30 protein-coding genes are annotated in these 25,108 nt (G+C 66.0%); 28 read left to right on the top strand and 2 right to left on the bottom strand.

Annotated elements, in window-relative coordinates; genetic code table 11:
- Positions 1-4: 4 nt before the first annotated feature.
- From AHIS1636_RS09630 to tuf, 13 genes are all read left to right on the top strand, one after another.
- Complete coding sequence (locus AHIS1636_RS09630) at positions 5-1,414, top strand: lyase family protein (RefSeq protein ID WP_264795612.1); 1,410 nt, start codon at positions 5-7, stop codon at positions 1,412-1,414.
- Positions 1,411-2,208: an alpha/beta fold hydrolase gene (locus AHIS1636_RS09625; protein ID WP_264795611.1), complete on the top strand. Its 798-nt coding sequence runs from the start codon at positions 1,411-1,413 to the stop codon at positions 2,206-2,208. Before AHIS1636_RS09630 ends, AHIS1636_RS09625 begins: the two co-directional genes overlap by 4 nt.
- 48 nt (positions 2,209-2,256) lie before the next feature.
- Positions 2,257-2,673 carry a 4-carboxymuconolactone decarboxylase gene (gene pcaC / locus AHIS1636_RS09620; protein WP_264795902.1) on the top strand — a complete coding sequence of 139 codons (417 nt, stop codon included), beginning with the start codon at positions 2,257-2,259 and terminating at the stop codon, positions 2,671-2,673.
- A gap of 176 nt (positions 2,674-2,849) precedes the next feature.
- Complete coding sequence (locus AHIS1636_RS09615; protein ID WP_264795610.1) at positions 2,850-4,061, top strand: thiolase family protein; 1,212 nt, start codon at positions 2,850-2,852, stop codon at positions 4,059-4,061.
- Positions 4,062-4,076: 15 nt separating this feature from the next.
- Positions 4,077-4,775, top strand: a complete 699-nt coding sequence (locus AHIS1636_RS09610; protein WP_264795609.1) for a 3-oxoacid CoA-transferase subunit A — start codon at positions 4,077-4,079, stop codon at positions 4,773-4,775.
- The gene (locus tag AHIS1636_RS09605) at positions 4,772-5,413 is read left to right on the top strand and encodes a 3-oxoacid CoA-transferase subunit B (RefSeq protein ID WP_264795608.1); all 642 of its coding nucleotides are present in this window, start codon (positions 4,772-4,774) and stop codon (positions 5,411-5,413) included. The genes AHIS1636_RS09610 and AHIS1636_RS09605 overlap by 4 nt, the downstream gene beginning before the upstream one ends.
- A 34-nt stretch (positions 5,414-5,447) precedes the next feature.
- A complete protein-coding gene (locus AHIS1636_RS09600; RefSeq protein WP_264795607.1) occupies positions 5,448-6,239 on the top strand; it encodes an IclR family transcriptional regulator domain-containing protein in 792 nt (263 codons plus the stop codon).
- A gap of 138 nt (positions 6,240-6,377) precedes the next feature.
- Complete coding sequence (locus AHIS1636_RS09595) at positions 6,378-8,480, top strand: acyltransferase family protein (protein WP_264795606.1); 2,103 nt, start codon at positions 6,378-6,380, stop codon at positions 8,478-8,480.
- Positions 8,481-8,551: 71 nt separating this feature from the next.
- On the top strand, positions 8,552-10,642 hold the full coding sequence (locus AHIS1636_RS09590) for an acyltransferase family protein (protein WP_264795605.1): 2,091 nt from the start codon (positions 8,552-8,554) through the stop codon (positions 10,640-10,642).
- A 263-nt stretch (positions 10,643-10,905) separates the two neighbouring features.
- On the top strand, positions 10,906-11,280 hold the full coding sequence (gene rpsL / locus AHIS1636_RS09585; RefSeq protein ID WP_262105810.1) for a 30S ribosomal protein S12: 375 nt from the start codon (positions 10,906-10,908) through the stop codon (positions 11,278-11,280).
- Between the two features lies 1 nt (position 11,281).
- Entirely contained in the window at positions 11,282-11,752 is a 471-nt protein-coding gene (rpsG, locus tag AHIS1636_RS09580; RefSeq protein ID WP_264795604.1) for a 30S ribosomal protein S7, read from the top strand.
- Between the two features lie 68 nt (positions 11,753-11,820).
- Positions 11,821-13,923 carry an elongation factor G gene (gene fusA / locus AHIS1636_RS09575; RefSeq protein WP_264795603.1) on the top strand — a complete coding sequence of 701 codons (2,103 nt, stop codon included), beginning with the start codon at positions 11,821-11,823 and terminating at the stop codon, positions 13,921-13,923.
- Positions 13,924-14,153: 230 nt separating this feature from the next.
- Positions 14,154-15,344 carry an elongation factor Tu gene (gene tuf, locus AHIS1636_RS09570; protein WP_264795602.1) on the top strand — a complete coding sequence of 397 codons (1,191 nt, stop codon included), beginning with the start codon at positions 14,154-14,156 and terminating at the stop codon, positions 15,342-15,344.
- Between the two features lie 105 nt (positions 15,345-15,449).
- Here tuf and AHIS1636_RS09565 read toward each other — a convergent pair whose 3' ends face one another.
- Positions 15,450-15,851, bottom strand: a complete 402-nt coding sequence (locus AHIS1636_RS09565; RefSeq protein ID WP_264795601.1) for a VOC family protein — start codon at positions 15,849-15,851, stop codon at positions 15,450-15,452.
- A gap of 132 nt (positions 15,852-15,983) precedes the next feature.
- Between AHIS1636_RS09565 and AHIS1636_RS09560 the strand changes: the two genes are divergently transcribed.
- Positions 15,984-16,124: a hypothetical protein gene (locus tag AHIS1636_RS09560; RefSeq protein ID WP_264795600.1), complete on the top strand. Its 141-nt coding sequence runs from the start codon at positions 15,984-15,986 to the stop codon at positions 16,122-16,124.
- Between the two features lie 30 nt (positions 16,125-16,154).
- Here the strand turns inward: AHIS1636_RS09560 and AHIS1636_RS09555 are convergent, their stop codons facing one another.
- A complete protein-coding gene (locus AHIS1636_RS09555) occupies positions 16,155-17,627 on the bottom strand; it encodes a GH1 family beta-glucosidase (protein ID WP_264795599.1) in 1,473 nt (490 codons plus the stop codon).
- Positions 17,628-18,151: 524 nt separating this feature from the next.
- On the opposite strand from AHIS1636_RS09555, the gene rpsJ reads away from it, so the two are divergent.
- From rpsJ to rplE, 14 genes are all read left to right on the top strand, one after another.
- Positions 18,152-18,460, top strand: a complete 309-nt coding sequence (gene rpsJ / locus AHIS1636_RS09550; protein ID WP_003803825.1) for a 30S ribosomal protein S10 — start codon at positions 18,152-18,154, stop codon at positions 18,458-18,460.
- 16 nt (positions 18,461-18,476) lie between these two features.
- Positions 18,477-19,130: a 50S ribosomal protein L3 gene (gene rplC, locus AHIS1636_RS09545; protein ID WP_264795595.1), complete on the top strand. Its 654-nt coding sequence runs from the start codon at positions 18,477-18,479 to the stop codon at positions 19,128-19,130.
- 4 nt (positions 19,131-19,134) lie between these two features.
- Positions 19,135-19,737 (top strand): 50S ribosomal protein L4, encoded by a 603-nt coding sequence (rplD, locus tag AHIS1636_RS09540; RefSeq protein ID WP_264795594.1) that lies wholly within the window; start codon positions 19,135-19,137, stop codon positions 19,735-19,737.
- Entirely contained in the window at positions 19,734-20,039 is a 306-nt protein-coding gene (gene rplW, locus AHIS1636_RS09535) for a 50S ribosomal protein L23 (protein WP_139005744.1), read from the top strand. The genes rplD and rplW overlap by 4 nt, the downstream gene beginning before the upstream one ends.
- 30 nt (positions 20,040-20,069) lie before the next feature.
- Entirely contained in the window at positions 20,070-20,909 is an 840-nt protein-coding gene (gene rplB, locus AHIS1636_RS09530) for a 50S ribosomal protein L2 (RefSeq protein WP_264795593.1), read from the top strand.
- A 12-nt stretch (positions 20,910-20,921) separates the two neighbouring features.
- Entirely contained in the window at positions 20,922-21,203 is a 282-nt protein-coding gene (gene rpsS, locus AHIS1636_RS09525; RefSeq protein WP_262105800.1) for a 30S ribosomal protein S19, read from the top strand.
- Positions 21,204-21,242: 39 nt separating this feature from the next.
- Positions 21,243-21,608, top strand: a complete 366-nt coding sequence (rplV, locus tag AHIS1636_RS09520) for a 50S ribosomal protein L22 (RefSeq protein WP_005267738.1) — start codon at positions 21,243-21,245, stop codon at positions 21,606-21,608.
- Positions 21,609-22,436: a 30S ribosomal protein S3 gene (gene rpsC / locus AHIS1636_RS09515; protein ID WP_262105799.1), complete on the top strand. Its 828-nt coding sequence runs from the start codon at positions 21,609-21,611 to the stop codon at positions 22,434-22,436.
- Positions 22,437-22,853, top strand: coding sequence for a 50S ribosomal protein L16 (gene rplP / locus AHIS1636_RS09510; RefSeq protein ID WP_264795592.1), 417 nt, complete (start codon positions 22,437-22,439; stop codon positions 22,851-22,853).
- Positions 22,854-22,855: 2 nt separating this feature from the next.
- On the top strand, positions 22,856-23,185 hold the full coding sequence (gene rpmC / locus AHIS1636_RS20365; RefSeq protein ID WP_275116372.1) for a 50S ribosomal protein L29: 330 nt from the start codon (positions 22,856-22,858) through the stop codon (positions 23,183-23,185).
- Entirely contained in the window at positions 23,182-23,472 is a 291-nt protein-coding gene (rpsQ, locus tag AHIS1636_RS09500) for a 30S ribosomal protein S17 (RefSeq protein WP_264795591.1), read from the top strand. The genes rpmC and rpsQ overlap by 4 nt, the downstream gene beginning before the upstream one ends.
- A 383-nt stretch (positions 23,473-23,855) precedes the next feature.
- On the top strand, positions 23,856-24,224 hold the full coding sequence (gene rplN / locus AHIS1636_RS09495; RefSeq protein ID WP_005267743.1) for a 50S ribosomal protein L14: 369 nt from the start codon (positions 23,856-23,858) through the stop codon (positions 24,222-24,224).
- A 3-nt stretch (positions 24,225-24,227) separates the two neighbouring features.
- Complete coding sequence (rplX, locus tag AHIS1636_RS09490) at positions 24,228-24,593, top strand: 50S ribosomal protein L24 (protein ID WP_264795590.1); 366 nt, start codon at positions 24,228-24,230, stop codon at positions 24,591-24,593.
- A partial coding sequence (gene rplE / locus AHIS1636_RS09485; RefSeq protein ID WP_264795589.1) for a 50S ribosomal protein L5 occupies positions 24,593-25,108 on the top strand: 516 nt, incomplete at its 3' end. The genes rplX and rplE, both read left to right, overlap by 1 nt.

Raw genomic sequence — 25,108 nt, 5'->3', positions numbered from 1 at the left:
ACAGATGAATACAGCGGATAACGCTGATTTCGGGCTGCTGTCCCCGGCCTCGGCCGGGACAGCAGTGTCCCGTTTAACGAGCGATTACAAGTTCATCCAGGCCATGCTGGACGTGGAGCTGGAGTGGGTCCGCGTGCTGGCGGATGCCGGCTACATCGACGCCGGCATCCCGTCCGCCGTGGCGGCCGCGTCGGTGGCCGAGCAGTACGACGCCGCGTCGCTGGCCGAGCGGGCACAGGGCGGCGGCAACCCCGTGATCCCGCTGCTGGCTGACCTGCGCGCGCAGGTGAAGCCCGGGAACCCCGCCGCGGCGGCTGCAATCCATAAGGGCGCCACCAGCCAGGACATCCTGGACAGCGCCCTGCTGCTGATGGCCTCCCGCGCCCTCCAGGTCATCACGGACGACCTGAAGGCGGCGTCCCGTTCCCTGGCCAAGCTTGCCGAGGACCATCGCGGCACGGTCACGGTGGCGCGGACGCTGACGCAGCACTCGCTCCCGTCGACCTTCGGACTCAAGGCAGCCAACTGGCTTGCCGGCGTCGGGCAGTCCGGCGTGCAGCTGTCCGAGGCCGCCTCCCGGCTTCCGCTGCAGTGGGGCGGGGCGGCCGGTACCATGGCCGCGCTGACCTCGGTCGCTGACTCCCGGGAGAACAACGACGGCGGGGCGCTGGGTCTTGCGGCGCGGCTCGCCGGGCGCCTGGGACTGGCCGATCCGGTCGCCCCCTGGCAGACCAACCGCCTGCCCGTGACGGCGCTGGCCGCGGCACTGGCGGACGTGCTGGCGGCCGCCGGCAAGGTCGCCAACGACGTCCTGCTGCTGAGCCGGCCGGAGTTCGGCGAGCTGTCCGAACCCCGCGCCGAGGGCCGGGGCGTCTCCTCAGCGATGCCGCAGAAGCAGAACCCGGTCCTGTCCGTGCTGATCCGCAGCGCTGCGCTGGCCGCGCCGGGCTACCTGGCACAGGTGCAGGCCGCCGCGGCGGGCGCGATCGACGAGCGCCCGGACGGTTCCTGGCACGTCGAGTGGCAGGCGCTGCGCCAGCTGCTGCGGCTGGCCGGGGGAGCGGCGGAACACCTGGCCGAACTCGCCGGCGGCCTCGTGGTCCACCGGGACCGCATGCAGCAGAACCTCGCCATCACCGGGCCGCTCGTGGTCAGCGAGAAGATCATGGCCGCGGTCGCCCCGCTGCTGGACGGCGGGACGCCCGGTTCGGGCAAGCCCAAGGTCCAGGCGCTGGTGAACGATTCCCTCTCCGGGGGAGCGCCGTTCGCCGAGCAGCTGCGCCGCGCCGTGCCGGAGCAGGACCTGCCGGACGCGCAGCTGGAGGCGCTGCTGGACCCGGCGAACTACCTGGGCCAGAGCGACGAACTGATCAACCGGATCACCAAGCACTTTGCAGAATGGAGCCAAGCATGACCGTCCCCGAAATCACCCCCACCCTGCTCTCGGCCGGCGGCGCCGGCAAGCCCGTCCTGCTGGCCGGCGCCGGGCTTGGCACCGGCGCCCAGGCCCTGTGGATCGACGCGGTGCCCTTCCTCGCGGACTTCCACGTCGTTGGGCTCGACCTGCCCGGCCACGGTGCCAGCCCGGCCTCGGCGGAAACGTTCACGGTGGCGGAACTGGCCACCGCTGTCGCCAACGTCGTGGAGAAGCTGCGTGCCTCCGGCGACATCGAGGCAGCAGCGCCGCTGTACTATGCCGGCGTCTCGCTGGCCGGCGCGCTCGGCCTACAGCTGGGCCTGGACTACCCCGACCTGTTCAAGGGCATCGGCGTCCTCTGCTCCGGGGCCAAGATCGGCGAACCGCAGGCCTGGCTCGACCGGGCCGAGACCGTCCGGAACTCGGGCACGCCGACCATGGTCGTTGGCTCGGCCCAGCGCTGGTTCGCCCCGGGCTTCATCGAGGCCAACTCCGAGGCCACCACGCGGCTGCTGCACACGCTGCAGAACGCCGACCGCTTCGCCTACGCCCACGCCTGCGAGGCACTGGCCGGCTTCGACGTCCGTGACCGCCTCGGCAAAATCGGCACGCCCGTGATCGCGATCGCCGGCGGCCAGGACGAGGTCTGCCCGCCGCCGTTCGCGGAGGCCACGGCGGCCGGGGTGCGCAACGGACGCGCCGCCGTCGTTGCTTCCGCCGCGCACCAGGCGCCGCTGGAGGCACCGGAGGAAACCGCCAAGCTGCTGCGCGAGTTCTTCCTCGCCGCCTGAGCAGACCACCCGCAATCCACACCGAAGGAGCACTCGCAAGTGAGTGAAATGACCCGGACTTTCGATCCGGCCAAGACCCAGCAGGACGTATACGACGACGGCATGGCCGTCCGCCGCGAGGTCCTCGGGGACGCCCACGTCGACCGCGCCAACGCCGGGATCGACGACTTCACCCAGGACTTCCAGGAGCTGATTACCCGGTACGCCTGGGGCACCATCTGGACCCGCCCGGGCCTGCCGCGCACCACCCGCAGCGCCATCACGCTCACGGCGATGATCGCCAACGGGTACTGGGAAGAACTGGCCATGCACGTGCGTGCCGCGCTGACCAACGGGATGACCCGGGACGAGATCAAGGAGGTCATCCTGCAGTCGGCCATCTACTGCAGCGTCCCGGCGGCGAACGTGGCCTTCAAGGTCGCCCAGGGCGTCTTCGCCACCCTTGACGAGGCCGGAACGGACTAGCTATAGTTCTTATGTCGTACAGGTGTTCGTCATACGAACCCCAAAAGGTTCCTGAAGGCGGCCCCAGTGCGGCATGACGAGCATTTCCAGTGGTGCGGCCGCGGCTGTCGGTGGACGCGGCGGCCGCACCGGAGCAGAGCCCGTGCCCGGACGAGGTGCGGTCGAAGGAGCCCATAGTGAACCAGGCGTACGTTTATGACGCTATCCGCACCCCGTTTGGAAAGTTCGGCGGAGGATTGGCAGGCGTGCGGCCTGACGATCTGGCCGCCGAGGTCGTCAAGGCCTCGGTAGCGCGCGCTCCGGGCCTGGACCCGGCCCGCATCGACGAGGTCATCTTCGGCAACGCCAACGGCGCCGGTGAGGAGAACCGCAACGTCGCCCGCATGGCGGCCCTGCTGGCCGGCCTGCCCACCTCGATCCCGGGCACCACCGTCAACCGCCTCTGCGGTTCCAGCCTGGACGCCGCGATCATCGCCTCGCGCCAGATCAACACCGGCGATGCGGACATGATCCTCATCGGCGGCGTCGAATCCATGAGCCGCGCCCCGTGGGTGCTGCCCAAGACCGAGAAGCCGTACCCGGCCGGCGACATGACGCTCGCCTCCACCACCCTCGGCTGGCGCCTGGTCAACAAGAAGATGCCGAAGGAGTGGACCGTCTCCCTGGGCGAGGCCACCGAGCAGTTGCGCGAGAGGCACGGCATCTCGCGCGAACGCCAGGACGAGTTCGCCGCGAACTCGCACAACCTCGCCGACGCCGCCTGGAACGAGGGCAAGTACGACAACCAGGTCATCACCGTCCCGGGCACCGAACTCACCCGTGACGAGACCATCCGCCCGAACAGCTCCGCCGAGAAGCTCGCCGGCCTCAAGACCGTCTTCCGCGCGGTCTCCGACGGCCCCGAGGGCGGAACCGTCACCGCCGGCAACGCCTCCCCGCTGAGCGACGGCGCGTCCGCCGCCCTGCTGGGCAGCGAGGCCGCGGGCGCCGAGCTCGGCCTGCAGCCGCTGGCCCGCATCGCCGGCCGCGGCGCCGCCGCGCTGGAGCCGCAGTTCTTCGGGTTCGCGCCGGTCGAGGCAGCCAACCAGGCCGTCAAGCGCGCCGGGATCAGCTGGGCCGACGTGGCCGCCGTCGAACTCAACGAGGCCTTCGCCGCGCAGTCCCTGGCCTGCATCGACAACTGGGACATCGACCCGGCGATCGTCAACGCCTGGGGCGGCGCCGTCGCCATCGGCCACCCGCTGGGCGCCTCCGGCATCCGCATCCTCGGCACGCTGGCCCGCCGGCTCGAGGCCACCGGCGACCGCTGGGGCGTCGCCGCCATCTGCATCGGCGTCGGCCAGGGCCTCGCCGTCGTGCTCGAAAACGTCAACGCAACCAAGAAGTAAGGAGGCACGGAGCGTATGCTCACGATTGCCAAATCGGCTCAGGACGCAGTAGCCGAAATCCATGACGGCGCCACGGTGCTGATCGGCGGCTTCGGCAACGCCGGACAGCCGATGGAGCTGATCGACGCGCTGCTCGCCTGCGGCGCCAAGGACCTGACCGTGGTCAACAACAACGCCGGACAGGCCGACGCCGGCCTGGCGCTGCTGATCAAGGAGCGCAAGGTCAAGAAGATCATCTGCTCGTTCCCGCGGCAGTCCGACTCGTGGCACTTCGATGCCGCGTACCGGGCGGGCGAGATCGAACTGGAGCTGGTGCCGCAGGGCAACCTCGCCGAACGGATCCGCGCCGCCGGCGCCGGCATCGGCGGCTTCTTCACGCCCACCGGCTACGGCACCATGCTGGCCGAGGGCAAGGAGACCCGCGTCATCGACGGCAAGGGCTACGTGCTCGAGTCGCCGATCTACGCGGACTTCGCGCTGATCAAGGCCCTGAAGTCGGACAAGACCGGCAACCTGGTGTACCGCAAGACGGCCCGCAACTTCGGCCCGATCATGGCGGCGGCGGCCAAGCACACCATCGTCCAGGTCAACGAGATCGTCGAAACCGGGGAGCTGGATCCCGAGGTCATCGTGACCCCGGGCATCTACGTGGACACCGTCGTGAAGATCGATGGGAAGGCCCCGGCCGTTACGGAACATGAGGTGAACCAGTGAGCGAGAAGCTGACCAAGGACGAGCTGGCCCGGCTCGTCGCCAAGGACATTGCCCCCGGATCGTTCGTCAATCTGGGCATCGGCCAGCCGACCCTGGTCTCGAACTACCTGACCGCGGAGCAGGATGTCACGCTGCACACCGAGAACGGGATGCTCGGGATGGGCCCGCAGGCCCAGGGTGACGAGATCGACGAGGACCTGATCAACGCAGGCAAGATCCCCGTGACGGAGCTGCCCGGCGCGTCCTACTTCCACCACGCCGACTCCTTCGCGATGATGCGCGGCGGCCACCTGGACGTCTGCGTGCTCGGGGCCTTCCAGGTTTCCGCCACCGGCGACCTCGCGAACTGGCACACCGGCGCGCCGGACGCCATTCCCGCCGTCGGCGGTGCGATGGACCTGGCCACCGGCGCCAAGGACGTGTACGTGATGATGTCCCTGTTCACCAAGGACGGCAAGTCCAAGCTGGTGCCCGAGTGCACGTACCCGCTGACGGGCGTGAATTGTGTCACCCGCGTATACACTAATGAGGCTGTCTTCCTGATCAGCGAAGACGGCGTCCGCGTGCGCGAGACCTTCGGAACCACTATCGAGGAACTGCAGTCCAAAATGGATGTGAAGCTGCTGCCGGCCGAGTAGCCGGACAGCACGTCCAGAACTGCAGCAGGGGAACATGACCGAGACCAAACTGCCGGGCGACCAGTTCGTCCAGTCGCTGGCCCGCGGCCTGGCCGTCATCCGGGCCTTTGATGCCGACAACATCAGCATGACCCTCAGCGAGGTCTCGAAACGAACGGGACTGACCCGTGCCACCGCCCGCCGCTTCCTGCATACCCTGGTCGACCTGGGGTATGTCAGGACGGACGGGCGGGTCTTCGAGCTGACAGCCTTGGTGCTGCAGCTCGGGTACTCGTACCTGGCGGGTCAGTCCCTTCCCCAGCTGGTGCAGCCCGTGCTGGAGGAACTCTCCGCCGAGCTGCACGAATCCACGTCCGCGTCCATTCTCGACGGCGGCGAGATCGTCTACATCGCACGCATCCACACGCGCCGGATCATGACCGTGGGGATCAGCGTCGGCACGCGTTTCCCGGCCTACGCCACGTCGATGGGGCGGGTCCTGCTGGCCGGCCTGCCGCCGCTGGAACTCGAGGAGTACCTCGCGAAGGTCGAGCTGCGGCCGCTGACCGCCAAGACCATCGGAACCGTCGAGGCCCTGCGCGCCGAGCTGGACAAGGTCCGGCGGCAGGGCTGGTCCCTGGTGGACCAGGAACTCGAGAACGGCCTGCGCTCCGTCGCCGTGCCGATCCTGAACCCGGACGGCAGCGTCGCCGCCGCGCTGAACATGTCGATGCAGGCCTCGCTGGCGGACAGCACCGTGGACCTCGAGGCGGCCGTCGCGACGGCGCTGCCCAAACTCCAGGCCGCGTCGGCCAAGGTGACCGACGCGCTCCGCGCCCAGCACTAGCCGGTTCCGGGCCGCTCCGCGCCCAGCACTAGCCGGTTCCGGGCCGCTCCGCGCCCGGCAGCCTCCAGGCCGGAACCATCGCGCCCGGCACTAGCCGGTTTTCGACCCCCCTGTTACCTTTTTGTTATATTGGCGGGCATGCTGTCGACCGCGAGCCCAGATGCCGCACGCCCGAAGGAGAGCCCGAGCCGCAAGCCCCGGAAATTCCTGCCCGAGGTGCAGGCGCTGCGGGCCCTGGCGGTGCTGCTGGTGGTCGTCTACCACTTCCAGCCGTGGCTGCTCCGCGGCGGTTTCGTCGGCGTCGATGTCTTCTTCGTCATCTCCGGGTTCCTGATCACCGGCCACCTGCTGCGTGAGCTGCGGGACACCGGCCGGGTCTCGCTCGGCGCCTTCTGGGCCGCCCGCGCACGCCGGATCCTGCCGGCGTCGCTGGTGACCATCGCCGTCGTCTGCCTCGCGACCTTCGTGTTAAGCCCGATGACGCAATGGGAGCGGATCGGCTCCCAAGCCCTGGCCTCCGTCTTCTACGTGCAGAACTGGGTGCTGGCGGGGGAGTCCGTGGACTACATGGCTTCGGCCAGCAGCGCCACCGGGCTGCAGCATTTCTGGTCGCTGGCGGTGGAGGAGCAGTTCTACCTGTTCTGGCCGCTGCTGGTCCTGGCCGCGGCCGTGCTCGCCCGCAGGGCCGGACGGAATATGGTCCGCGGCGTCCTGCCCGCGCTTGCCATCGTGGCGGCGGCGTCCCTCGCGTTCGGCATCTGGTTCAGCCATTCCGGCAACCCGGCCGCCTACTTCATCACCCCGACCCGGATCTGGGAGCTGGCGCTTGGCGGCGTCCTGGCGGTGGTGCTCAGGGACGGCGCCGGGCACCCGCGGCTGCGGAAGTTCCTGGCGCTGGGCGGCATTTCGGCCATCCTGGCGGCCGCGTTCATGTTCGACGGCGCCACCATTTTTCCCGGCACCGCCGCCCTGCTGCCGGTCCTGGGCACCATCGCGGTGATCGCGGCGGGACGCACCGACGGCGCCTTGTCGCTTCACCGCGTGACGGACGCCCGGCCCGTCCAATGGCTCGGCAACATCTCCTACTCGCTGTACCTGTGGCACTGGCCCGTACTGATGTACTTCCGCACGCTGGCCGACCGCGCCCCGGGACCGCTGGCGAGCCTGCTGCTGGCCGCCGCCTCGGTGGGGCTGGCCGCCCTGAGCTACTACTTTGTGGAAGCGCCGGTGCGCCGGGCGGGCTGGCTGCGCGGGCATGCCAAGCGGCCGATCGCAGCCGGGCTCGTGGCAATGGGCGTCGTCGGGCTGCTGGCCCTGGCACCGATGCAGCAGCGCGACCAACTGGTGGCCGAGCGGATGGCGCACACCGAGCAACTGCTGCAGGCGCCGCCGGCGCACTTCGGGGCGGGCGCCATGGACCGGGCGGCTGACCGCAGCTTCGCGGGACCGGAGAAGGTGATCGTCCCCGACCCGAATGTCGCCGTCGACGACGAATTCGCGTTCGGCGACTGCGTGGCGCAGAAGCCGGACGCCAAGACCCCGGAATGCACCTTCGACCACAGCGGGGGAGATGCCGATGCCGCGACGGTGGCGGTGGTGGGCGACTCGCACGTCGGACAGTGGACGCCGGCGCTGGACGTGATCGCCAAGGAGCGCGGCTGGAAGCTGCTCACCTACATCCACAACTCCTGCCCGTTCAATCCGGAGCCGCGCACGCTGGAAACCGAGGGCGACCTGCAGTGCACCGGGCCGAACCGCGCAACGATGGAGCGCCTGCTCGGGCGCGGAGATATCGACGCCGTCATCACCTCCTACTCCGCGTCCTCCGAATTCGACGATGCGGGCACTGGGCACCGGCCGGGGGTCGCCGGCTTTGCGGAGTACTGGAACCGGCTCGCCGGCGCCGGGATCGATGTCTACCCGATCGCGGACACGCCCACGGCCCGCGCCGGCGCGGACCCGCGCGACTGCGTGGACCTGAACTATGACGACCCCGAGCAGTGCAGCCAGCCGCGCTCGGCCGCCTTCGACGGGCAGGACCTGACCCCGGAAGCGGCCAAGCTTGCGCCGCAGGCACGGGTGGTGGACCTCTCCGACGAATTCTGCGGCGCCGACTCCTGCCCGATGGTGATCGGCAACGTCATGATCTACCGCGACCGCGACCACGTCACGCGGACCTACATCCTGACGCTTGCCGACCGGCTGGAAAGCGCGCTCGTGGCGGCCAAACAGACCCGCTGAGCCGGGTCCGGCCGCGGCGCGTTCATGTCGTATCAACCCGCTGTTCACCTGGACATGACTGACTGCAAGGCATGCAGTTGAAGGCCCGGCGCAAGTTCCTGCCCGAAATCCAAGCCCTGCGCGCCCTCGCGGTGCTCATGGTGGTGGCCTACCATCTGGAGCCGCGCTGGCTGCCGGGCGGCTTCGTCGGGGTGGACGTCTTCTTCGTTATCTCGGGTTTCCTGATTACCGGCCACATGCTCCGCGAGGTCGAAAGTACGGGCACCCTCTCGCTGCGCAGCTTCTGGGCCGCGCGCGTGCGCCGCATTCTTCCCGCCGCCCTGCTGACCATCGTCGTGGTGCTCGCCGCCACGCTGCTGCTGGCCCCGATGACGCAGTGGGCGCAGGTCGGCACGCAGGCCTTGGCCTCCACGTTCTACCTGCAGAACTGGGTACTGGCCGCGGACTCGGTGGACTACCTGGCCGCCACCGACTCGGCCACGGCGCTGCAGCATTTCTGGTCGCTGGCGGTGGAGGAGCAGTTCTACCTGTTCTGGCCGCTGCTGGTCCTGCTGGCGGTCGCCGTCATCCGCAAGCGGCGCAGCACTTTCGCCTCCGCTTCCCGGCATTCCGCGCCCTCGCCGGTGCGGCTCGCCGTCGTGCTTTTTGCCCTGGTGACGGCGGCCTCGCTGGCCTTCGCGCTCTGGTTCACCTACACCGGCAATCCGGCCGCCTATTTCATCACCCCCACGCGGATCTGGGAACTCGGCCTTGGCGGCCTGCTGGCCGCGGGGCTGAGCTACACGGAACGCTGGCAGCGGCTGCGTTCCCTGTTGGCCCTGGCGGGGCTGGCGGCTATTGCCGCGGCGGCCTTCCTGCTCGACGGCGCGGACCCGTTCCCGGGGGCCGCCGCCTTGCTGCCGGTCCTCGGGACCATGGCCGTCATCGCCGCGGGACGCACTTCGGGCAGGCTTTCACTGCACCGCCTCGTGGACCTCAAGCCGGTGCAGTGGACCGGCAACATTTCCTACTCGCTCTACCTGTGGCACTGGCCGCTGATCGTCTTCTACAAGACTTTGGCCGGCAAGGAGCCCGGACCGGCGCCCAGCCTGCTGCTGCTCGCCGCCTCGTTCGCGCTGGCGGCCCTCAGCTTCTACTGGGTGGAGACGCCGGTGCGGAAGTTCGGCTGGCTCCACGCCCGTGCCTGGCGCCCGCTCGCCGCCGGCGCCGCCGCCACCGCCCTGGTCGGAACGCTCGCGTTCGTGCCGGGCAACCAGCAGGAGCGCATCCTCGCGGAACGGGCGGAGCAGGGGGAGGCCCTGCTGGCGTCTCCGCCCGAGGATCTCGGCGGCGGCGCGATGACCAGGGCGGCGGACAGGACGTTCACCGCCGACAGCCACGTGATCGTGCCGGACCCCGGGTTGGCTGCCAAGGATGTCTTCAACGGCAAGGACTGCGCCAGCGTGGCCGAATCGCCGGAGACGCGGGAATGCACCTTCGGCGACAAGGACTCGGACTTCACCGTCGCGCTTGTCGGGGATTCCCACGCTGCCCAGTGGTTCGCAGCGCTGGAACCAATCGCGAAGGAACGCGGCTGGCGGCTGCTGACCTACCTGCACAATTCCTGCCCGTTCAACCCGGAAATGCGGCTGGCGGAACGGGACGGAAACCTGGAGTGCACCGAACCGAACAAGAAGACCATGGAACGGCTCACCGGGGAGGGCGACGTCGACGCTGTGGTCACGTCCTACTACGCCGGCGCCAATTTCGTTGATACGAAGACCGGCCACCGTCCCGGCGCGGCAGGATTCGCGGAGTACTGGAACCGGCTCGCCGAGGCCGGCGTGGACGTCTATCCGATCGTCGACACGCCCTTGCCCCGCCGCGAGGGCGGACTGGCCCGCGACTGCGTGGCCCTGAACTACGAGGAGCCCGAGGAGTGCGGGCAGTCGCGCAGGGACGGGCTGACCGGGAAGGACCTGACCCGGGAGGCGGCCGGGCTCGCCCCGAAGGCGCGCGTGCTCGACTTCACGGACGCCTTCTGCGGCGATACGACCTGCCCCGCGGTCATCGGCAATGTCCTCATCTATGCCGACCAGAACCATGTCACCCGGACCTACATGCGCACGCTCGTTCCCACGCTGGAGGAACGGCTGCTCGAGAGCATGGGCGGCCGTGCGTGAGGGCAGGCGGCCGCGATGCGGGGTGCCGGCGATTGTCTGATAGACTGTTACTCGATTGTTTTGTGTGGCAGTGGATGAAGGCCGTTTTCCCCGCTCTTGCGTGGCGGAGGCGGAGCCTGTTTCCGGTCCGCGGGGTTCTTGCGCGGTGAATGCCACACCTTTGCATGCCTAGGGTCGTTCACCGCAGCTGCGAAGACGACCGACAGTGCCTGGCCTCGCGAAAAGCCGGCGAGGCAAAGCCTAGATAAACGGAGATCACGTAAGTGCCTACGATTAACCAGCTGGTCCGCAAGGGCCGCTCACCTAAGGTCAATAAGACCAAGGCGCCCGCGCTTAAGGGCAGCCCGATGAAGCGCGGCGTCTGCACCCGCGTCTACACCACCACTCCGAAGAAGCCGAACTCGGCTCTCCGGAAGGTGGCCCGTGTCCGCCTCAGTGGCGGCATCGAAGTTACCGCCTACATCCCCGGTGTGGGCCACAACCTGCAGGAACACTCCATCGTGCTGGTGCGCGGCGGCCGTGTGAAGGACCTGCCGGGTGTCCGTTACAAGATCGTCCGTGGCGCTCTCGATACCCAGGGTGTCAAGAACCGCAAGCAGGCTCGCAGCCGCTACGGCGCGAAGATGGAGAAGAAGTAATATGCCCCGCAAGGGTCCGGCCCCCAAGCGGCCGCTCGTCGTAGATCCGGTTTACGGATCCCCGCTGGTTACCCAGCTGATCAACAAGGTTCTGGTTGACGGTAAGAAGTCCACCGCCGAGCGCATCGTCTACGGTGCCCTCGAAGGTGCCCGCGCCAAGACCGGCAACGATCCCGTGGCCGCCCTGAAGAAGGCCATGGACAACGTTCGCCCCGCCCTCGAGGTCCGCTCCCGCCGTGTCGGTGGCGCAACCTACCAGGTTCCCGTTGAGGTCAAGCCGGGCCGCTCCACGGCCCTCGCCCTCCGCTGGCTGGTCGGTTACTCCAAGGCCCGCCGCGAGAAGACCATGACCGAGCGTCTCATGAACGAGATCCTGGACGCATCGAACGGTCTCGGTGCCGCTGTGAAGCGTCGCGAAGACACCCACAAGATGGCCGAGTCCAACAAGGCCTTCGCCCACTACCGCTGGTAACAGAGCTTTACGGGCGACGGCGGTGATCCGCCGCCGTCGCCAATTGCTCACCTAAAAAGGGAGAAACTGTGGCACTCGACGTGCTTACCGACCTCAAGAAGGTCCGCAACATCGGCATCATGGCCCACATTGATGCCGGTAAGACCACCACCACTGAGCGCATCCTCTTCTACACCGGTGTCAACCACAAGATCGGTGAGACGCACGACGGTGCCGCAACCATGGACTGGATGGCACAGGAGCAGGAACGCGGTATCACCATTACCTCCGCGGCCACCACCTGCTACTGGAACGACAACCAGATCAACATCATCGACACTCCCGGTCACGTGGACTTCACGGTCGAGGTTGAGCGCTCCCTGCGCGTCCTCGACGGCGCCGTTGCCGTCTTCGACGGCAAGGAGGGCGTTGAGCCGCAGTCGGAGACCGTGTGGCGCCAGGCGGACAAGTACGACGTGCCGCGCATCTGCTTCGTCAACAAGATGGACAAGCTCGGTGCCGACTTCTACTTCACCGTTGACACCATCATCAACCGCCTCGGTGCCAAGCCGCTGGTCATGCAGCTGCCGATCGGCGCCGAGAACAGCTTCGAAGGCGTCGTCGACCTGCTGACCATGAAGGCCTTCACCTGGCGCGGCGAGGTCAAGATGGGCGCCGACTACGAGATCGAAGAGATCCCGGCAGACCTGCAGGCCAAGGCCGAGGAATACCGCGCGCAGCTGGTCGAGACCGTTGCCGAGTCCTCCGAAGATCTCATGGAGAAGTACCTCGAGGGCGAAGAGCCCAGCATCGAGGAACTGAAGGCCGGCATCCGCAAGATGACCATCGCCTCCGAGGTCTACCCGGTCTACTGCGGTTCCGCGTTCAAGAACAAGGGTGTCCAGCCCATGCTCGACGCCGTGATCGACTTCCTGCCGTCCCCGCTGGACGTTCCCAGCATCCAGGGCCACGCAGTGAACGACGAAGAGACCGTCCTGGAGCGCCAGGCAGACGCCAGCGCGCCGTTCTCGGCCCTCGCGTTCAAGGTCGTCACGCACCCGTTCTTCGGCCGCCTGACCTACATCCGCGTCTACTCCGGCAAGGCTGCCTCCGGCGCCCAGGTGATCAACTCCACCAAGGGCAAGAAGGAGCGCATCGGCAAGCTCTTCCAGATGCATGCCAACAAGGAGAACCCGGTTGACGAAGTCACCACCGGACACATCTACGCGGCCATCGGCCTCAAGGACGTGACCACCGGCGACACCCTGTGCGATCCGGCGAACCCGATCGTCCTCGAGTCCATGAGCTTCCCGGAGCCGGTGATCTTCGTGGCCATCGAGCCGAAGACCAAGGGCGACCAGGAGAAGCTGTCGACCGCTATCCAGAAGCTCTCCGATGAGGACCCGACGTTCACCGTCTCCCTCAACGACGAGACCGGCCAGACCGAAATCGGCGGCATGGGCGAGCTCCACCTGGACATCCTGGTGGACCGCATGCGCCGCGAGTTCAAGGTTGAAGCCAACGTCGGCAAGCCGCAGGTGGCCTACCGCGAAACCATCAAGAAGACCGTCGAAAAGGTCGACTACACCCACAAGAAGCAGACGGGTGGATCCGGCCAGTTCGCAAAGGTCCAGGTCTCCTTCGAGCCCCTGGACACCGCTGGCGGCACGTTCTACGAGTTCGAGAACAAGGTCACCGGCGGCCGTATCCCGCGCGAATACATCCCCTCGGTGGATGCCGGTATCCAGGACGCACTGCGCCTGGGTGTCCTCGCGGGCTACCCGATGGTGGGCGTCAAGGCGATCCTGCTCGACGGTGCCTACCACGACGTCGACTCTTCGGAAATGGCGTTCAAGATCGCCGGTTCCCAGGTCCTGAAGGAAGGCGTTCGTCGCGCCAACCCGGTCCTGCTCGAACCGCTGATGGCCGTCGAGGTGCGTACCCCTGAGGAATACATGGGTGACGTCATCGGTGACCTGAACTCCCGCCGCGGCATGATCCAGTCCATGGAGGATGCCTCGGGCGTGAAGGTTGTACGCGCCAACGTTCCGCTGTCCGAAATGTTCGGCTACATCGGCGACCTGCGGTCCAAGACCCAGGGCCGCGCGGTGTACTCGATGCAGTTCGACAGCTACTCGGAGGTCCCGAAGGCAGTAGCCGACGAGATCATCCAGAAGACCCGCGGCGAGTAATCTCCGGTTGCCGTCCCGGTCCGCCGGGACGGCAGCCACCTCGCAGTCCATGCGGCTGAGCCGCGGCCTACGGGACTGCACGCAGGCTGGCGGGGCGCACAAGTACGTGCGTGGCCGGCGGATCCTGTAATTTCCCCAAATATCCAAGCCCGAAGTAGACTTGTTCAGGTTTCGGCAGCGAGAAGCGTTGCCGGAGAGCATGTCTTTTCAAAACGTCCTAGGAGGAACCCGTGGCGAAGGCAAAGTTCGAGCGGACTAAGCCGCACGTCAACATCGGTACCATCGGTCACGTTGACCACGGTAAGACCACGTTGACCGCTGCCATTTCCAAGGTGCTTGCTGACAAGTACCCCGATCTCAACGAGCAGCGTGACTTCGCAGCTATCGACTCTGCCCCGGAAGAGCGCCAGCGCGGTATCACCATCAACATCTCGCACATCGAGTACCAGACCGAGAAGCGTCACTACGCACACGTTGACGCTCCCGGCCACGCTGACTACATCAAGAACATGATCACTGGTGCAGCTCAGATGGACGGCGCGATCCTCGTGGTTGCCGCTACCGACGGTCCGATGGCCCAGACCCGCGAGCACGTTCTGCTGGCCCGCCAGGTTGGTGTTCCCTACCTGCTGGTCGCGCTGAACAAGGCTGACATGGTTGAGGACGAGGAACTCCTCGACCTCGTCGAAATGGAAGTCCGCGAGCTGCTCAGCTCCCAGGAGTTCGACGGCGACAACGCTCCCGTCATCCGCGTTTCCGGCCTGAAGGCCCTCGAGGGCGACCCGCAGTGGGTCAAGTCCGTTGAGGACCTGATGGATGCTGTGGACGAGTCCATCCCGGACCCGGTCCGCGACAAGGACAAGCCGTTCCTGATGCCGATCGAGGACGTCTTCACCATCACCGGCCGCGGTACCGTTGTTACCGGCCGCGCCGAGCGTGGCACCCTCGCCATCAACTCCGAGGTCGAGATCGTCGGCATCCGCCCGATCCAGAAGACCACGGTCACCGGTATCGAGATGTTCCACAAGCAGCTCGACGAAGCATGGGCTGGCGAGAACTGTGGTCTGCTGCTCCGCGGTATCAAGCGCGAAGACGTAGAGCGCGGCCAGGTCGTCGTGAAGCCGGGTTCCATCACCCCGCACACCGACTTCGAGGCCAACGTCTACATCCTGTCCAAGGATGAAGGCGGCCGCCACAACCCGTTCTACTCGAACTACCGTCCGCAGTTCTACTTCCGTACCACGGACGTCACCGGCGTTATCACCCTGCCGGAAGGCACCGAAATGGTTATGCCGGGCGACAACACCGAGATGAGCGTCCAGCTGATCCAGCCGATCGCTATGGAAGAGGGCCTCGGCTTCGCTATCCGTGAGGGTGGCCGCACCGTTGGTTCGGGCCGCGTTACCAAGATCACCAAGTAACTTGGTTTCGTAGGTTCCGCCAACGGCCTAGTGGTCCTGGCGGAACCGGACCGAACTAAGGAAGCCCCGCTGCACTGCAGCGGGGCTTCCTGTTTTAACTGCCGGTTACATCAGGTTCTGATGCAGGCAGAGGATGTTCCCTTCCGTATCGGTGAACCAGGCGCACCGCTCGTGCTCGGAGGTGGCGATGTGGTTCTCGGTCTTCAGCCCGGGCAGGTCGTAGTCCTCGAACCTGACACCGTGGCTCTCCAGATCCTTCATTTCCGCATCCAGGTCGGCGACCTCGAAGCTGACGGCCGTATGCTCCGACGCCGGAAGATCCGGACGGCGCAGCAGTTCGAGGGCGGTGTTGCCGTCGCTGGTGAAGATGAAGGTATCCGCATCGAGGAGTCCCTTGGCTTTCAGGCCCAGGGACTTCTCGTAGAATTCGCGCGCGCGGTCCATGTCCTTGACCGGAAGGACCGTGGTCATTTTCGTTGTGGTGAGCATGAAGTCCAGCTCCCTCATTGCAGCATTCGGACACTATCCAGATTAGTCTCGTCCGGACCGCCCGGACCTGTGGAACCGGCACGAATTTGCCACCGGCGGCTGGCGGACTATTTGCCGCTGCCGGGACCGGGACGGCAGTAGGATCGGAGCATGGAGTGGATCGTTTTCTGGATTGTCATCGGCGTCGTCGTCGCCGTCGCCAGCGCGGTGATGTGGGGGCGGCGCTATTTCCGGCACGAGATCGAACGGGCCAAGCGGATCCGCCGGGCCAATAACTACGGCAAGCAGTAACCCGGGCACCCGGCCCCGGCACCTCCGAGGTCAGCGGGAGCCGATACTCAGGTCCTCGGCCCGCAGGGACACAACGTCCTGCAGCCACCGGTAGGAGGACTTGGGAATCCGCTGCTGCGTTTCGAAGTCGACGTAGACCAGGCCGAACCGCTGGCTGTAGCCTGCCGCCCATTCGAAATTGTCCATCAGCGTCCACACGTAGTAGCCGCGCAGGTCGATGGCTTCGGCAGGTCCGCCGCGCGACGTCGCGCCGATGGCCGATGCCAGATGGTCGGCGAGGTAATTGATGCGCTGGACGTCGGCAATGCTGGGCTCGCCGGTGAGCGCGTCCCGCACCACTACGTCCTGGAAACTTGCGCCGCCCTCGGTGATGAAGACCGGCGGGAGCCCCGGATAGCGGCGGGCCATTTCGGTCAGCGCCACCGCGAGGTAGTCGGGGGCCACGGGCCAGCCGAACCCGGTGCGCTCATACTGCGCCCAGCCGGTGATGTGGAAAGGCAGATCGGCTGTGTCCTCGAGCTTATGGTCGGGCAGTCCCTCTGGAACGGCGTCCGGGCCGGTGCTCGGTCCCGGCCCGGGAGCGATCCTGGTGGGGAAGTAGTAGTTCAGCCCGTAGAAGTCCAGCGGCTGCGACATGATCGCCAGGTCCTCGCCGCTGACGTCCGTCAGGTAGTGGAGGAAGGGCATGAGCAGCGGGTTCACATCGGGGTAGCGGCCGAGCAGGACCGGGTCCGAGAACATGCCGTTGTGCAGGACGTCGAAGAGTTCGACCAGGCGGGCGTTGATGAAGCCTTCGCGCGCGGCTACCACGGGGGAGTAGACGTTCGTGATGCCGATCTCCCCGGCCACGTTCGCACCGCGCAGGGCTTGCAGGCTCAGCCCGTGCGCGAGCACCAGGTGGTGGGCAGCCGGCACGGCGTCGAAGAGTCCGGGATGTCCCGGCGCATGGATGCCGAGGCCGTAGCCGTTCAGCGCGACGGTCGTCGGTTCGTTGACCGTGACCCAGCGGTGCACCCTGTCACCGAAGGCGGACGCGGCAATCTCCGCGAAGTCCGCCAGCCGATAGGCGGTTTCACGGTTCAGCCACCCGCCGGCTCCCTCGAGCGGCAGCGGTGTGTCCCAGTGGTAGAGCGTGCACATCGGAGAGATGCCGCGTTCGAGGAGTTCGTCGAGCAAGCGGTCGTAGAAGCCGATGCCGGCGGGATTGGCGGCGCCCCGTCCATCCGGCTGGATCCGCGGCCAGGAGAGGGAGAACCGGTAGGAGTCGACGCCGAGCGCCTCAATCAGCCCCACGTCGTCGACCATCCGGTGGTAGTGGTCGCAGGCGACGTCGGCGGTGTCCCCGTTCACGATGCGCCCTGGTTCCGCGGCAAATGCGTCCCAGCCGGAGGGGCCGCGGCCGTCCTCTGCCGGCGCGCCTTCGATCTGGAAGGCCGCGGTGGCGACCCCGAGCGTGAAATCGGGCGGAATCATGGCCGCCAGGCTTTCGGGCGAAATACCCATCGACTGGTCCTTGCGCTCACTGGACCGGCGCACCCTGGCCGGTAGCAAGTAGCATCTCACCTCGGGTTAGACTAGTCACGGTCCCATCCGCAGGAACCCTTTCCGGCCGCCGGCCGATGCGCGCGCCACGGCCGGCGGGATTCTAGCCGCAGCTGACAGGCAACTGCGGCACCCGGCCCTCGATTCGCGTTTCGTGACGATATCTGCCACACTAGATGAGTTGTTCAAGCGCTTCCGTGTGTCTTCATGCGCGACCGCGTCCCGGCCGGGATAATGCCCGGTGCAGGGTCAGGTTCCATGAAGCGAGGAGCCCAAATATAACCCACCCCAATCTTGCCGGGCGAAGCTATGCAGAATGCATGCGACACGCCCGAGCGCGGGGGTCGGAGCCTCGTCAGGGTGAGGAACCCGGAAATTTCCGGATTCAGCCTGTTGGAGGCGCGCCAGGTAAGCCCGCGCGGGCCTTCCGGGGGCGCAGAACTGGAAATTAACAGAGCAGCACTGAGAAAGAGAGCGGAGACGCCATGGCGGGACAGAAAATCCGCATCCGTCTGAAGTCATATGACCATGAGGTCATTGATGTTTCAGCACGGAAGATCGTTGAGACGGTCACGCGTGCAGGCGCAACGGTAGTCGGCCCCGTGCCGCTGCCCACCGAGAAGAACGTGTACTGCGTTATTCGTTCGCCGCACAAGTACAAGGACAGCCGTGAGCACTTTGAAATGCGTACTCACAAGCGCCTGATCGACATTATTGACCCCACGCCGAAGGCCGTTGACTCGCTCATGCGTCTTGACCTGCCTGCAGACGTGAACATCGAAATCAAGCTGTAGGGGAGTGCGGATTACTATGTCTACCACTACACGCCAGGTAAAGGGACTGCTGGGCACCAAGCTCGGCATGACCCAGGTTTGGGACGAGAACAACCGCCTTGTGCCGGTGACCGTCGTCCAGGCCGACTCCAACGTCGTCACTCAGCTGCGCAATGCAGATGCTGACGGTTACACCGCCGTCCAGATCGGCTACGGCCAGATCGACCCCCGCAAGGTGTCCAAGCCGCTGGCCGGACACTTTGAGAAGGCCGGTGTCACCCCCCGCCGCCACCTCGTTGAGCTGCGCACCTCGGACGCCGAGTCCTACGAGCTCGGCCAGGAACTCTCCGTGGAAACCTTCGAAGCCGGTCAGAAGATCGACGTCGTCGGAACCTCCAAGGGTAAGGGTTTCGCCGGTGTCATGAAGCGCCACGGCTTCTCCGGCGTCGGCGCTTCCCACGGTGCCCACAAGAACCACCGCAAGCCGGGTTCCATCGGCGGCGCCTCCACCCCGGGCCGCGTCTTTAAGGGTCTGCGCATGGCCGGCCGCATGGGCGCCGTCCGCCACACCACGCTGAACCTGACCGTTCACGCTGTTGACACCGAGAAGTCGCTGCTCTTGATCAAGGGTGCCGTCCCCGGTGCCCGCGGGTCGGTCGTTCTCGTCCGTTCCGCTGTGAAGGGAGCCTAGTCCAATGGCTAACACTGTAAAGGTTGACCTGCCGGCAGAGATCTTCGACGTCCAGACCAACGTGCCGCTGCTGCACCAGGTCGTCGTCGCCCAGCTCGCTGCTGCCCGCCAGGGCACCCACAAGACCAAGACCCGCGCCGAGGTTTCCGGTGCAGGCCGCAAGCCGTTCAAGCAGAAGGGCACCGGCCGCGCCCGCCAGGGTTCGATCCGTGCGCCGCACATGACCGGCGGTGGCATCGTCCACGGTCCGACCCCGCGCGACTACAGCCAGCGCACCCCGAAGAAGATGAAGGCCGCTGCCCTGCGCGGCGCCCTGTCGGATCGGGCCCGCCACGGCCGTATCCACGTCCTCGACGCTGTAGTGTCCGGCGAGAAGCCGTCCACCAAGGGCGCCATCGAGGCACTGCGTTCGGTCACCGACCGCAAGAACCTGCTTGTCGTTATCGAGCGTGCCAACGATGTCGCGGCCCTGAGCCTGCGCAACATCGAGGAAGTTCACACCATTTACGTGGATCAGCTGAACACCTACGACGTGCTCGTTTCCGACGACGTGGTCTTCACCCAGGCTGCCTACGAGGCATTTGTGAACAAGGAGGACGCCAAGTGAGCGCGACCACCGCTAAGGACCCCCGCGACGTCGTCATTGCACCCGTCGTTTCGGAAAAGAGCTACGGCCTGATCGACGAAGGTAAGTACACCTTCCTGGTCGACCCGCGCTCGAACAAGACCGAGATCAAGCTGGCCGTGGAGAAGATCTTCTCCGTCAAGGTCGACTCGATCAACACCATCAACCGTGCCGGGAAGCGCAAGCGCACCCGTTTCGGATGGGGACAGCGCAAGAACACCAAGCGCGCGATTGTCACCCTGAAGGAAGGCACAATCGACATCTTCGGCGGTCCGCTTTCCTAAGCGGAGACCACTTTAACGAGGAAATAAATTATGGGAATCCGTAAATACAAGCCGACTACCCCGGGCCGCCGCGGCTCGAGCGTAGCCGACTTCGCTGAAATCACGCGGTCGACTCCGGAAAAGTCGCTGGTCCGCCCCCTGTCCAAGACGGGCGGCCGCAACAACTCCGGTAAGATCACGACCCGCCACAAGGGTGGTGGCCACAAGCGCCAGTACCGTCTGATCGACTTCCGTCGCCACGACAAGGACGGCGTGCCCGCCAAGGTTGCCGAGATCGAATACGATCCCAACCGCACCGCCCGCATCGCACTGCTGCACTACGTTGATGGCACCAAGCGCTACATCCTGGCCCCGGCCAAGCTGAAGCAGGGCGACGTTGTCGAAGCCGGAGCCGGCGCCGACATCAAGCCCGGCAACAACCTGCCGCTGCGCAACATCCCGGTGGGTACCGTTATCCACGCAGTTGAACTGCGTCCGGGCGGCGGCGCCAAGATGGCCCGCTCCGCCGGCGCTTCGGTCCAGCTCGTCGCCAAGGAAGGCAAGTACGGCCAGCTCCGTCTGCCCTCCGGCGAAATCCGCAACGTCGACGTGCGCTGCCGCGCAACCATCGGCGAGGTCGGCAACGCCGAGCAGTCCAACATCAACTGGGGCAAGGCCGGCCGTCTGCGCTGGAAGGGCATCCGCCCGACCGTGCGTGGTGTGGCCATGAACCCGATCGACCACCCGCACGGTGGTGGCGAGGGCAAGACCTCCGGTGGCCGCCACCCGGTCAACCCGAACGGCAAGCCCGAGGGCCGTACCCGCCGCCCCAACAAGGAAAGCGACAAGCTCATTGTGCGTCGCCGTCGTACTGGCAAGAACAAGCGATAGGAGCCTGGGAACATGCCACGCAGCCTGAAGAAAGGCCCCTTCGTCGATCAGCACCTCTTCGTGAAGGTAGCTGCAGAGAACGAAAAGGGCACCAAGAACGTCATCAAGACGTGGTCCCGCCGTTCGATGATCATCCCCGACATGCTCGGGCACACGATCGCCGTACACGACGGACGCAAGCACATTCCGGTGTTTGTCACCGAGTCGATGGTCGGGCACAAGCTCGGCGAATTCGCCCCGACGCGGACTTTCCGCGGCCATGTGAAGGACGACCGTAAGGGCAAGCGCCGCTAGGCGCTGGCTCGTACGGCAGAAGACGAGAGAAGGAAAGCAATGGAAGCCAAGGCTATTGCGCGCCACATCCGCGTAACGCCTATGAAGGCCCGGCGCGTCGTCAACCTTGTTCGTGGCAAGCAGGCGAATGAGGCTCTGGCAATTCTGAAGTTTGCCCCGCAAGCAGCTTCGGAGCCGGTTTCGAAGGTACTCGCATCGGCAGTCGCCAACGCCCGCGTCCTCGCGGACCGTGACGGCGTTGCCTTCGATGAGAGCGACCTCTACATCAGCGAGGCCTTTGTCGATGAGGGCCCGACGATGAAGCGGTTCCAGCCGCGGGCCCAGGGCCGCGCGTACCGCATCAAGAAGCGGACCAGCCACATCACGGTTGTTGTCGCTACCCCGGAGAAAGAGGAGGACCAGTAAGTGGGACAGAAAGTAAACCCGCACGGATTCCGCCTCGGTATCACCACCGACCACGTCTCCCACTGGTTCGCTGACAGCAACAAGGCCGGCCAGCGCTACAAGGACTTCGTCCGCGAGGACGTCAAGATCCGCCAGCTCATGTCCACCGGCATGGAGCGTGCAGGTATCGCCAAGGTTGAAATCGAGCGCACCCGTGACCGCGTTCGCGTGGACATTCACACTGCCCGTCCGGGCATCGTGATCGGCCGCCGCGGCGCCGAAGCAGACCGCATCCGCGGCGAGCTGGAGAAGCTGACCGGCAAGCAGGTCCAGCTGAACATCCTCGAGGTCAAGAACCCCGAGATCGAAGCGCAGCTGGTTGCCCAGGGCATCGCCGAGCAGCTGACTTCCCGCGTGGCCTTCCGCCGCGCGATGAAGAAGGCCATGCAGTCCGCAACCCGCGCCGGCGCCAAGGGCATCCGTGTCCAGTGCTCCGGCCGTCTGGGCGGCGCCGAAATGAGCCGGTCGGAGTTCTACCGCGAAGGCCGTGTGCCCCTGCACACCCTGCGCGCGAACATCGACTTCGGCTTCTTCGAGGCCAAGACCACCTTCGGCCGCATCGGCGTGAAGGTCTGGATCTACAAGGGCGACGTGACCGCCAAGGAACTGGCTGCCCAGCAGGCCGCCGCTCCGTCCTCGCGCGGCCGTGGCGACCGTCCGGGCCGTGGCCCGGCTGACCGTGGTGACCGCCGCCGTCGTACTGACCGCTCTGCAGCTGCCGAGGCCCCCAAGGCCGAGGCTCCCGCTGCGGAAGCAGCCGCTCCGGCTGCAGAAGGAGGAGAGGCTTAAATGCTTATCCCACGTCGAGTCAAGCACCGCAAGCAGCACCACCCGTCCCGCACGGGCAACGCTACCGGCGGCACCCAGGTCAGCTTCGGCGAGTGGGGTATCCAGGCTCTCACGCCTGCGTACGTCACCAACCGCCAGATCGAAGCGGCCCGTATCGCCATGACCCGCCATATCAAGCGTGGCGGCAAGGTCTGGATCAACATTTACCCGGACCGCCCGCTGACCAAGAAGCCGGCCGAAACCCGCATGGGTTCCGGTAAGGGTTCGCCGGAGTGGTGGGTAGCCAACATCAAGCCGGGACGGGTTCTGTTCGAACTCTCCGGTGTCAATGAAGAGGTAGCGCGCGAGGCCCTTCGCCTGGCGATCCACAAGCTGCCGTTGAAGGCACGCATCGTGCGTCGCGAAGGTGGTGAATAGAAATGGCAGTTGGTTCGAAGGAACTCGCAACCGATCAGCTCGAGACTTTCGACAAGGACCGTCTCGTCGAGGAGCTGCGCAAGTCCAAGGAGGAGCTGTTCAACCTCCGTTTCCAGTCCGCCACCGGTCAGCTGGAAAACCATGGTCGCCTGCGCGCCGTCAAGCGCGACATCGCCCGCATCTACACGGTGCTGCGCGAGCGCGAGCTGGGTATCCGGCCCGAGGTTGTAGCTTCCCAGGAAGCTCCGGCTGAGAAGAAGGCAAAGAAGTCCAAGAAGGCCGAGTCCGCGGAAGCCGCCGAGACCCCGGCCGCCGAGGATGATGCCAAATGAGTGAGAAGGAAGCATCTGTGACTGAAGCAGCACAGGCTCGCGGCAACCGGAAGACCGCCCGCGGTTACGTGGTCTCCGACAAGATGGACAAGACCATCGTCGTCGACATCGAAGACCGCAAGAAGCACGCCCTCTACGGCAAGGTCATGCGCCGCAACACCAAGGTGAAGGCCCATGACGAGCAGAACACCGCCGGCATCGGCGACCTGGTTCTGCTTGCCGAGACTCGTCCGCTGTCCGCCACCAAGCGGTGGCGCCTGGTCGAGATCATCGAAAAGGCTAAGTAGGACCTGGTTCCTGCAGGCCGGACCCGCCCGCACGGCGGGCGGGTCCGGCCCCTTAGGTTTCCCGCCCCGGTCACGTTCCGGCAGCAGCCGGCGAGTTGTCCGGGGATGGGTTTGAAGGGGAGCGATCCCCTTGAAAATACGAGCCCCTGGCCGCAGATTCAGCTGAATTTCGCGTCCGGGGTGTCTTGGTAATAAACTAGTAATCTTGCCTGTGCCGTTTGGGAAGACTATCCACCTTTCCGCATGGACAGAATAGGCAAATTCCCGCAACCGCCTTCGGCTTTGCGCTCACGCGCGGGCAGGGGGAGCACGGTGCGGGGTATCCCATATCCGTTCCGCAAGGCTCATTTCCATGAGAACCGGCGCGACGACAGGAGTTATAAGTGATTCAGCAGGAGTCGCGACTGAAGGTCGCCGACAACACGGGTGCCAAGGAAATCCTGACCATCCGCGTTCTCGGTGGATCGGGACGTCGCTACGCAGGCATTGGCGACGTTATCGTTGCCACCGTCAAGGACGCAATTCCCGGCGGCAACGTCAAGAAGGGTGACGTCGTTAAGGCTGTCATCGTTCGCACCAAGAAGGAACGCCGCCGCGCGGACGGTTCCTACATTAAGTTCGATGAGAACGCTGCAGTGATCCTGAAGAACGACGGCGACCCCCGCGGTACCCGTATCTTCGGCCCGGTGGGCCGTGAGCTTCGCGACAAGAAGTTCATGAAGATCATCTCGCTTGCTCCGGAGGTGCTCTAACCCATGGCTAAGTTCAAGATCAAGAAGGGTGACCTGGTCCAGGTCATCACCGGCGCCAAGCAGGACCGCGGCGGCGACCGCGGCAAGCAGGGCAAGGTCCTGAAGGTTTACACGGAGACCAACCGCGTGCTGGTTGAAGGCGTCAACCGCGTCACCAAGCACACCAAGGTCGGCCAGTCGCAGCGCGGCACGAAGACCGGCGGCATCGAGACTGTCGAGGCCCCGATCCACATCTCCAACGTGGCCGTTGTCGATCCCGAAACCAAGAAGCCGACCCGTGTTGGCTACCGCACCGAAACCGTCGAGCGCAATGGCCGGGAGCGCACTGTGCGCGTCCGCGTTGCCAAGGGCTCCGGGAAGGACCTCTAATGACTGAGACTGTCACGAAGATCGTCCCCCGTCTGAAGACTCGCTACGCCAGCGAGATCAAGAAGGCCCTGCAGGACGAGTTCAACTACGCCAACGTGATGCAGGTCCCCGGGCTGGTCAAGGTTGTCGTCAACATGGGTGTTGGAGATGCCGCCAAGGACTCCAAGCTCATCGACGGCGCCGTCCGCGACCTGACCCAGATCACCGGCCAGAAGCCGCAGGTCACCAAGGCCCGCAAGTCCATCGCACAGTTCAAGCTGCGCGAAGGCATGCCGATCGGTGCGCACGCTACGCTGCGCGGCGACCGCATGTGGGAATTCATCGACCGCCTGGTCACCCTCGCCCTGCCCCGTATCCGCGACTTCCGCGGCCTCAACGGCAAGCAGTTCGACGGCAACGGCAACTACACCTTCGGTCTGACCGAACAGTCCATGTTCCACGAGATCAATCAGGACAAGATTGACCGTGTACGCGGTATGGACATCACCGTAGTCACCACCGCCAAGACCGACGCG

This window comes from Arthrobacter mangrovi, assembly GCF_026011795.1.
Taxonomy (GTDB): domain Bacteria; phylum Actinomycetota; class Actinomycetes; order Actinomycetales; family Micrococcaceae; genus Crystallibacter; species Crystallibacter mangrovi.
This window is presented reverse-complemented; position numbering and strand designations above follow the sequence as displayed.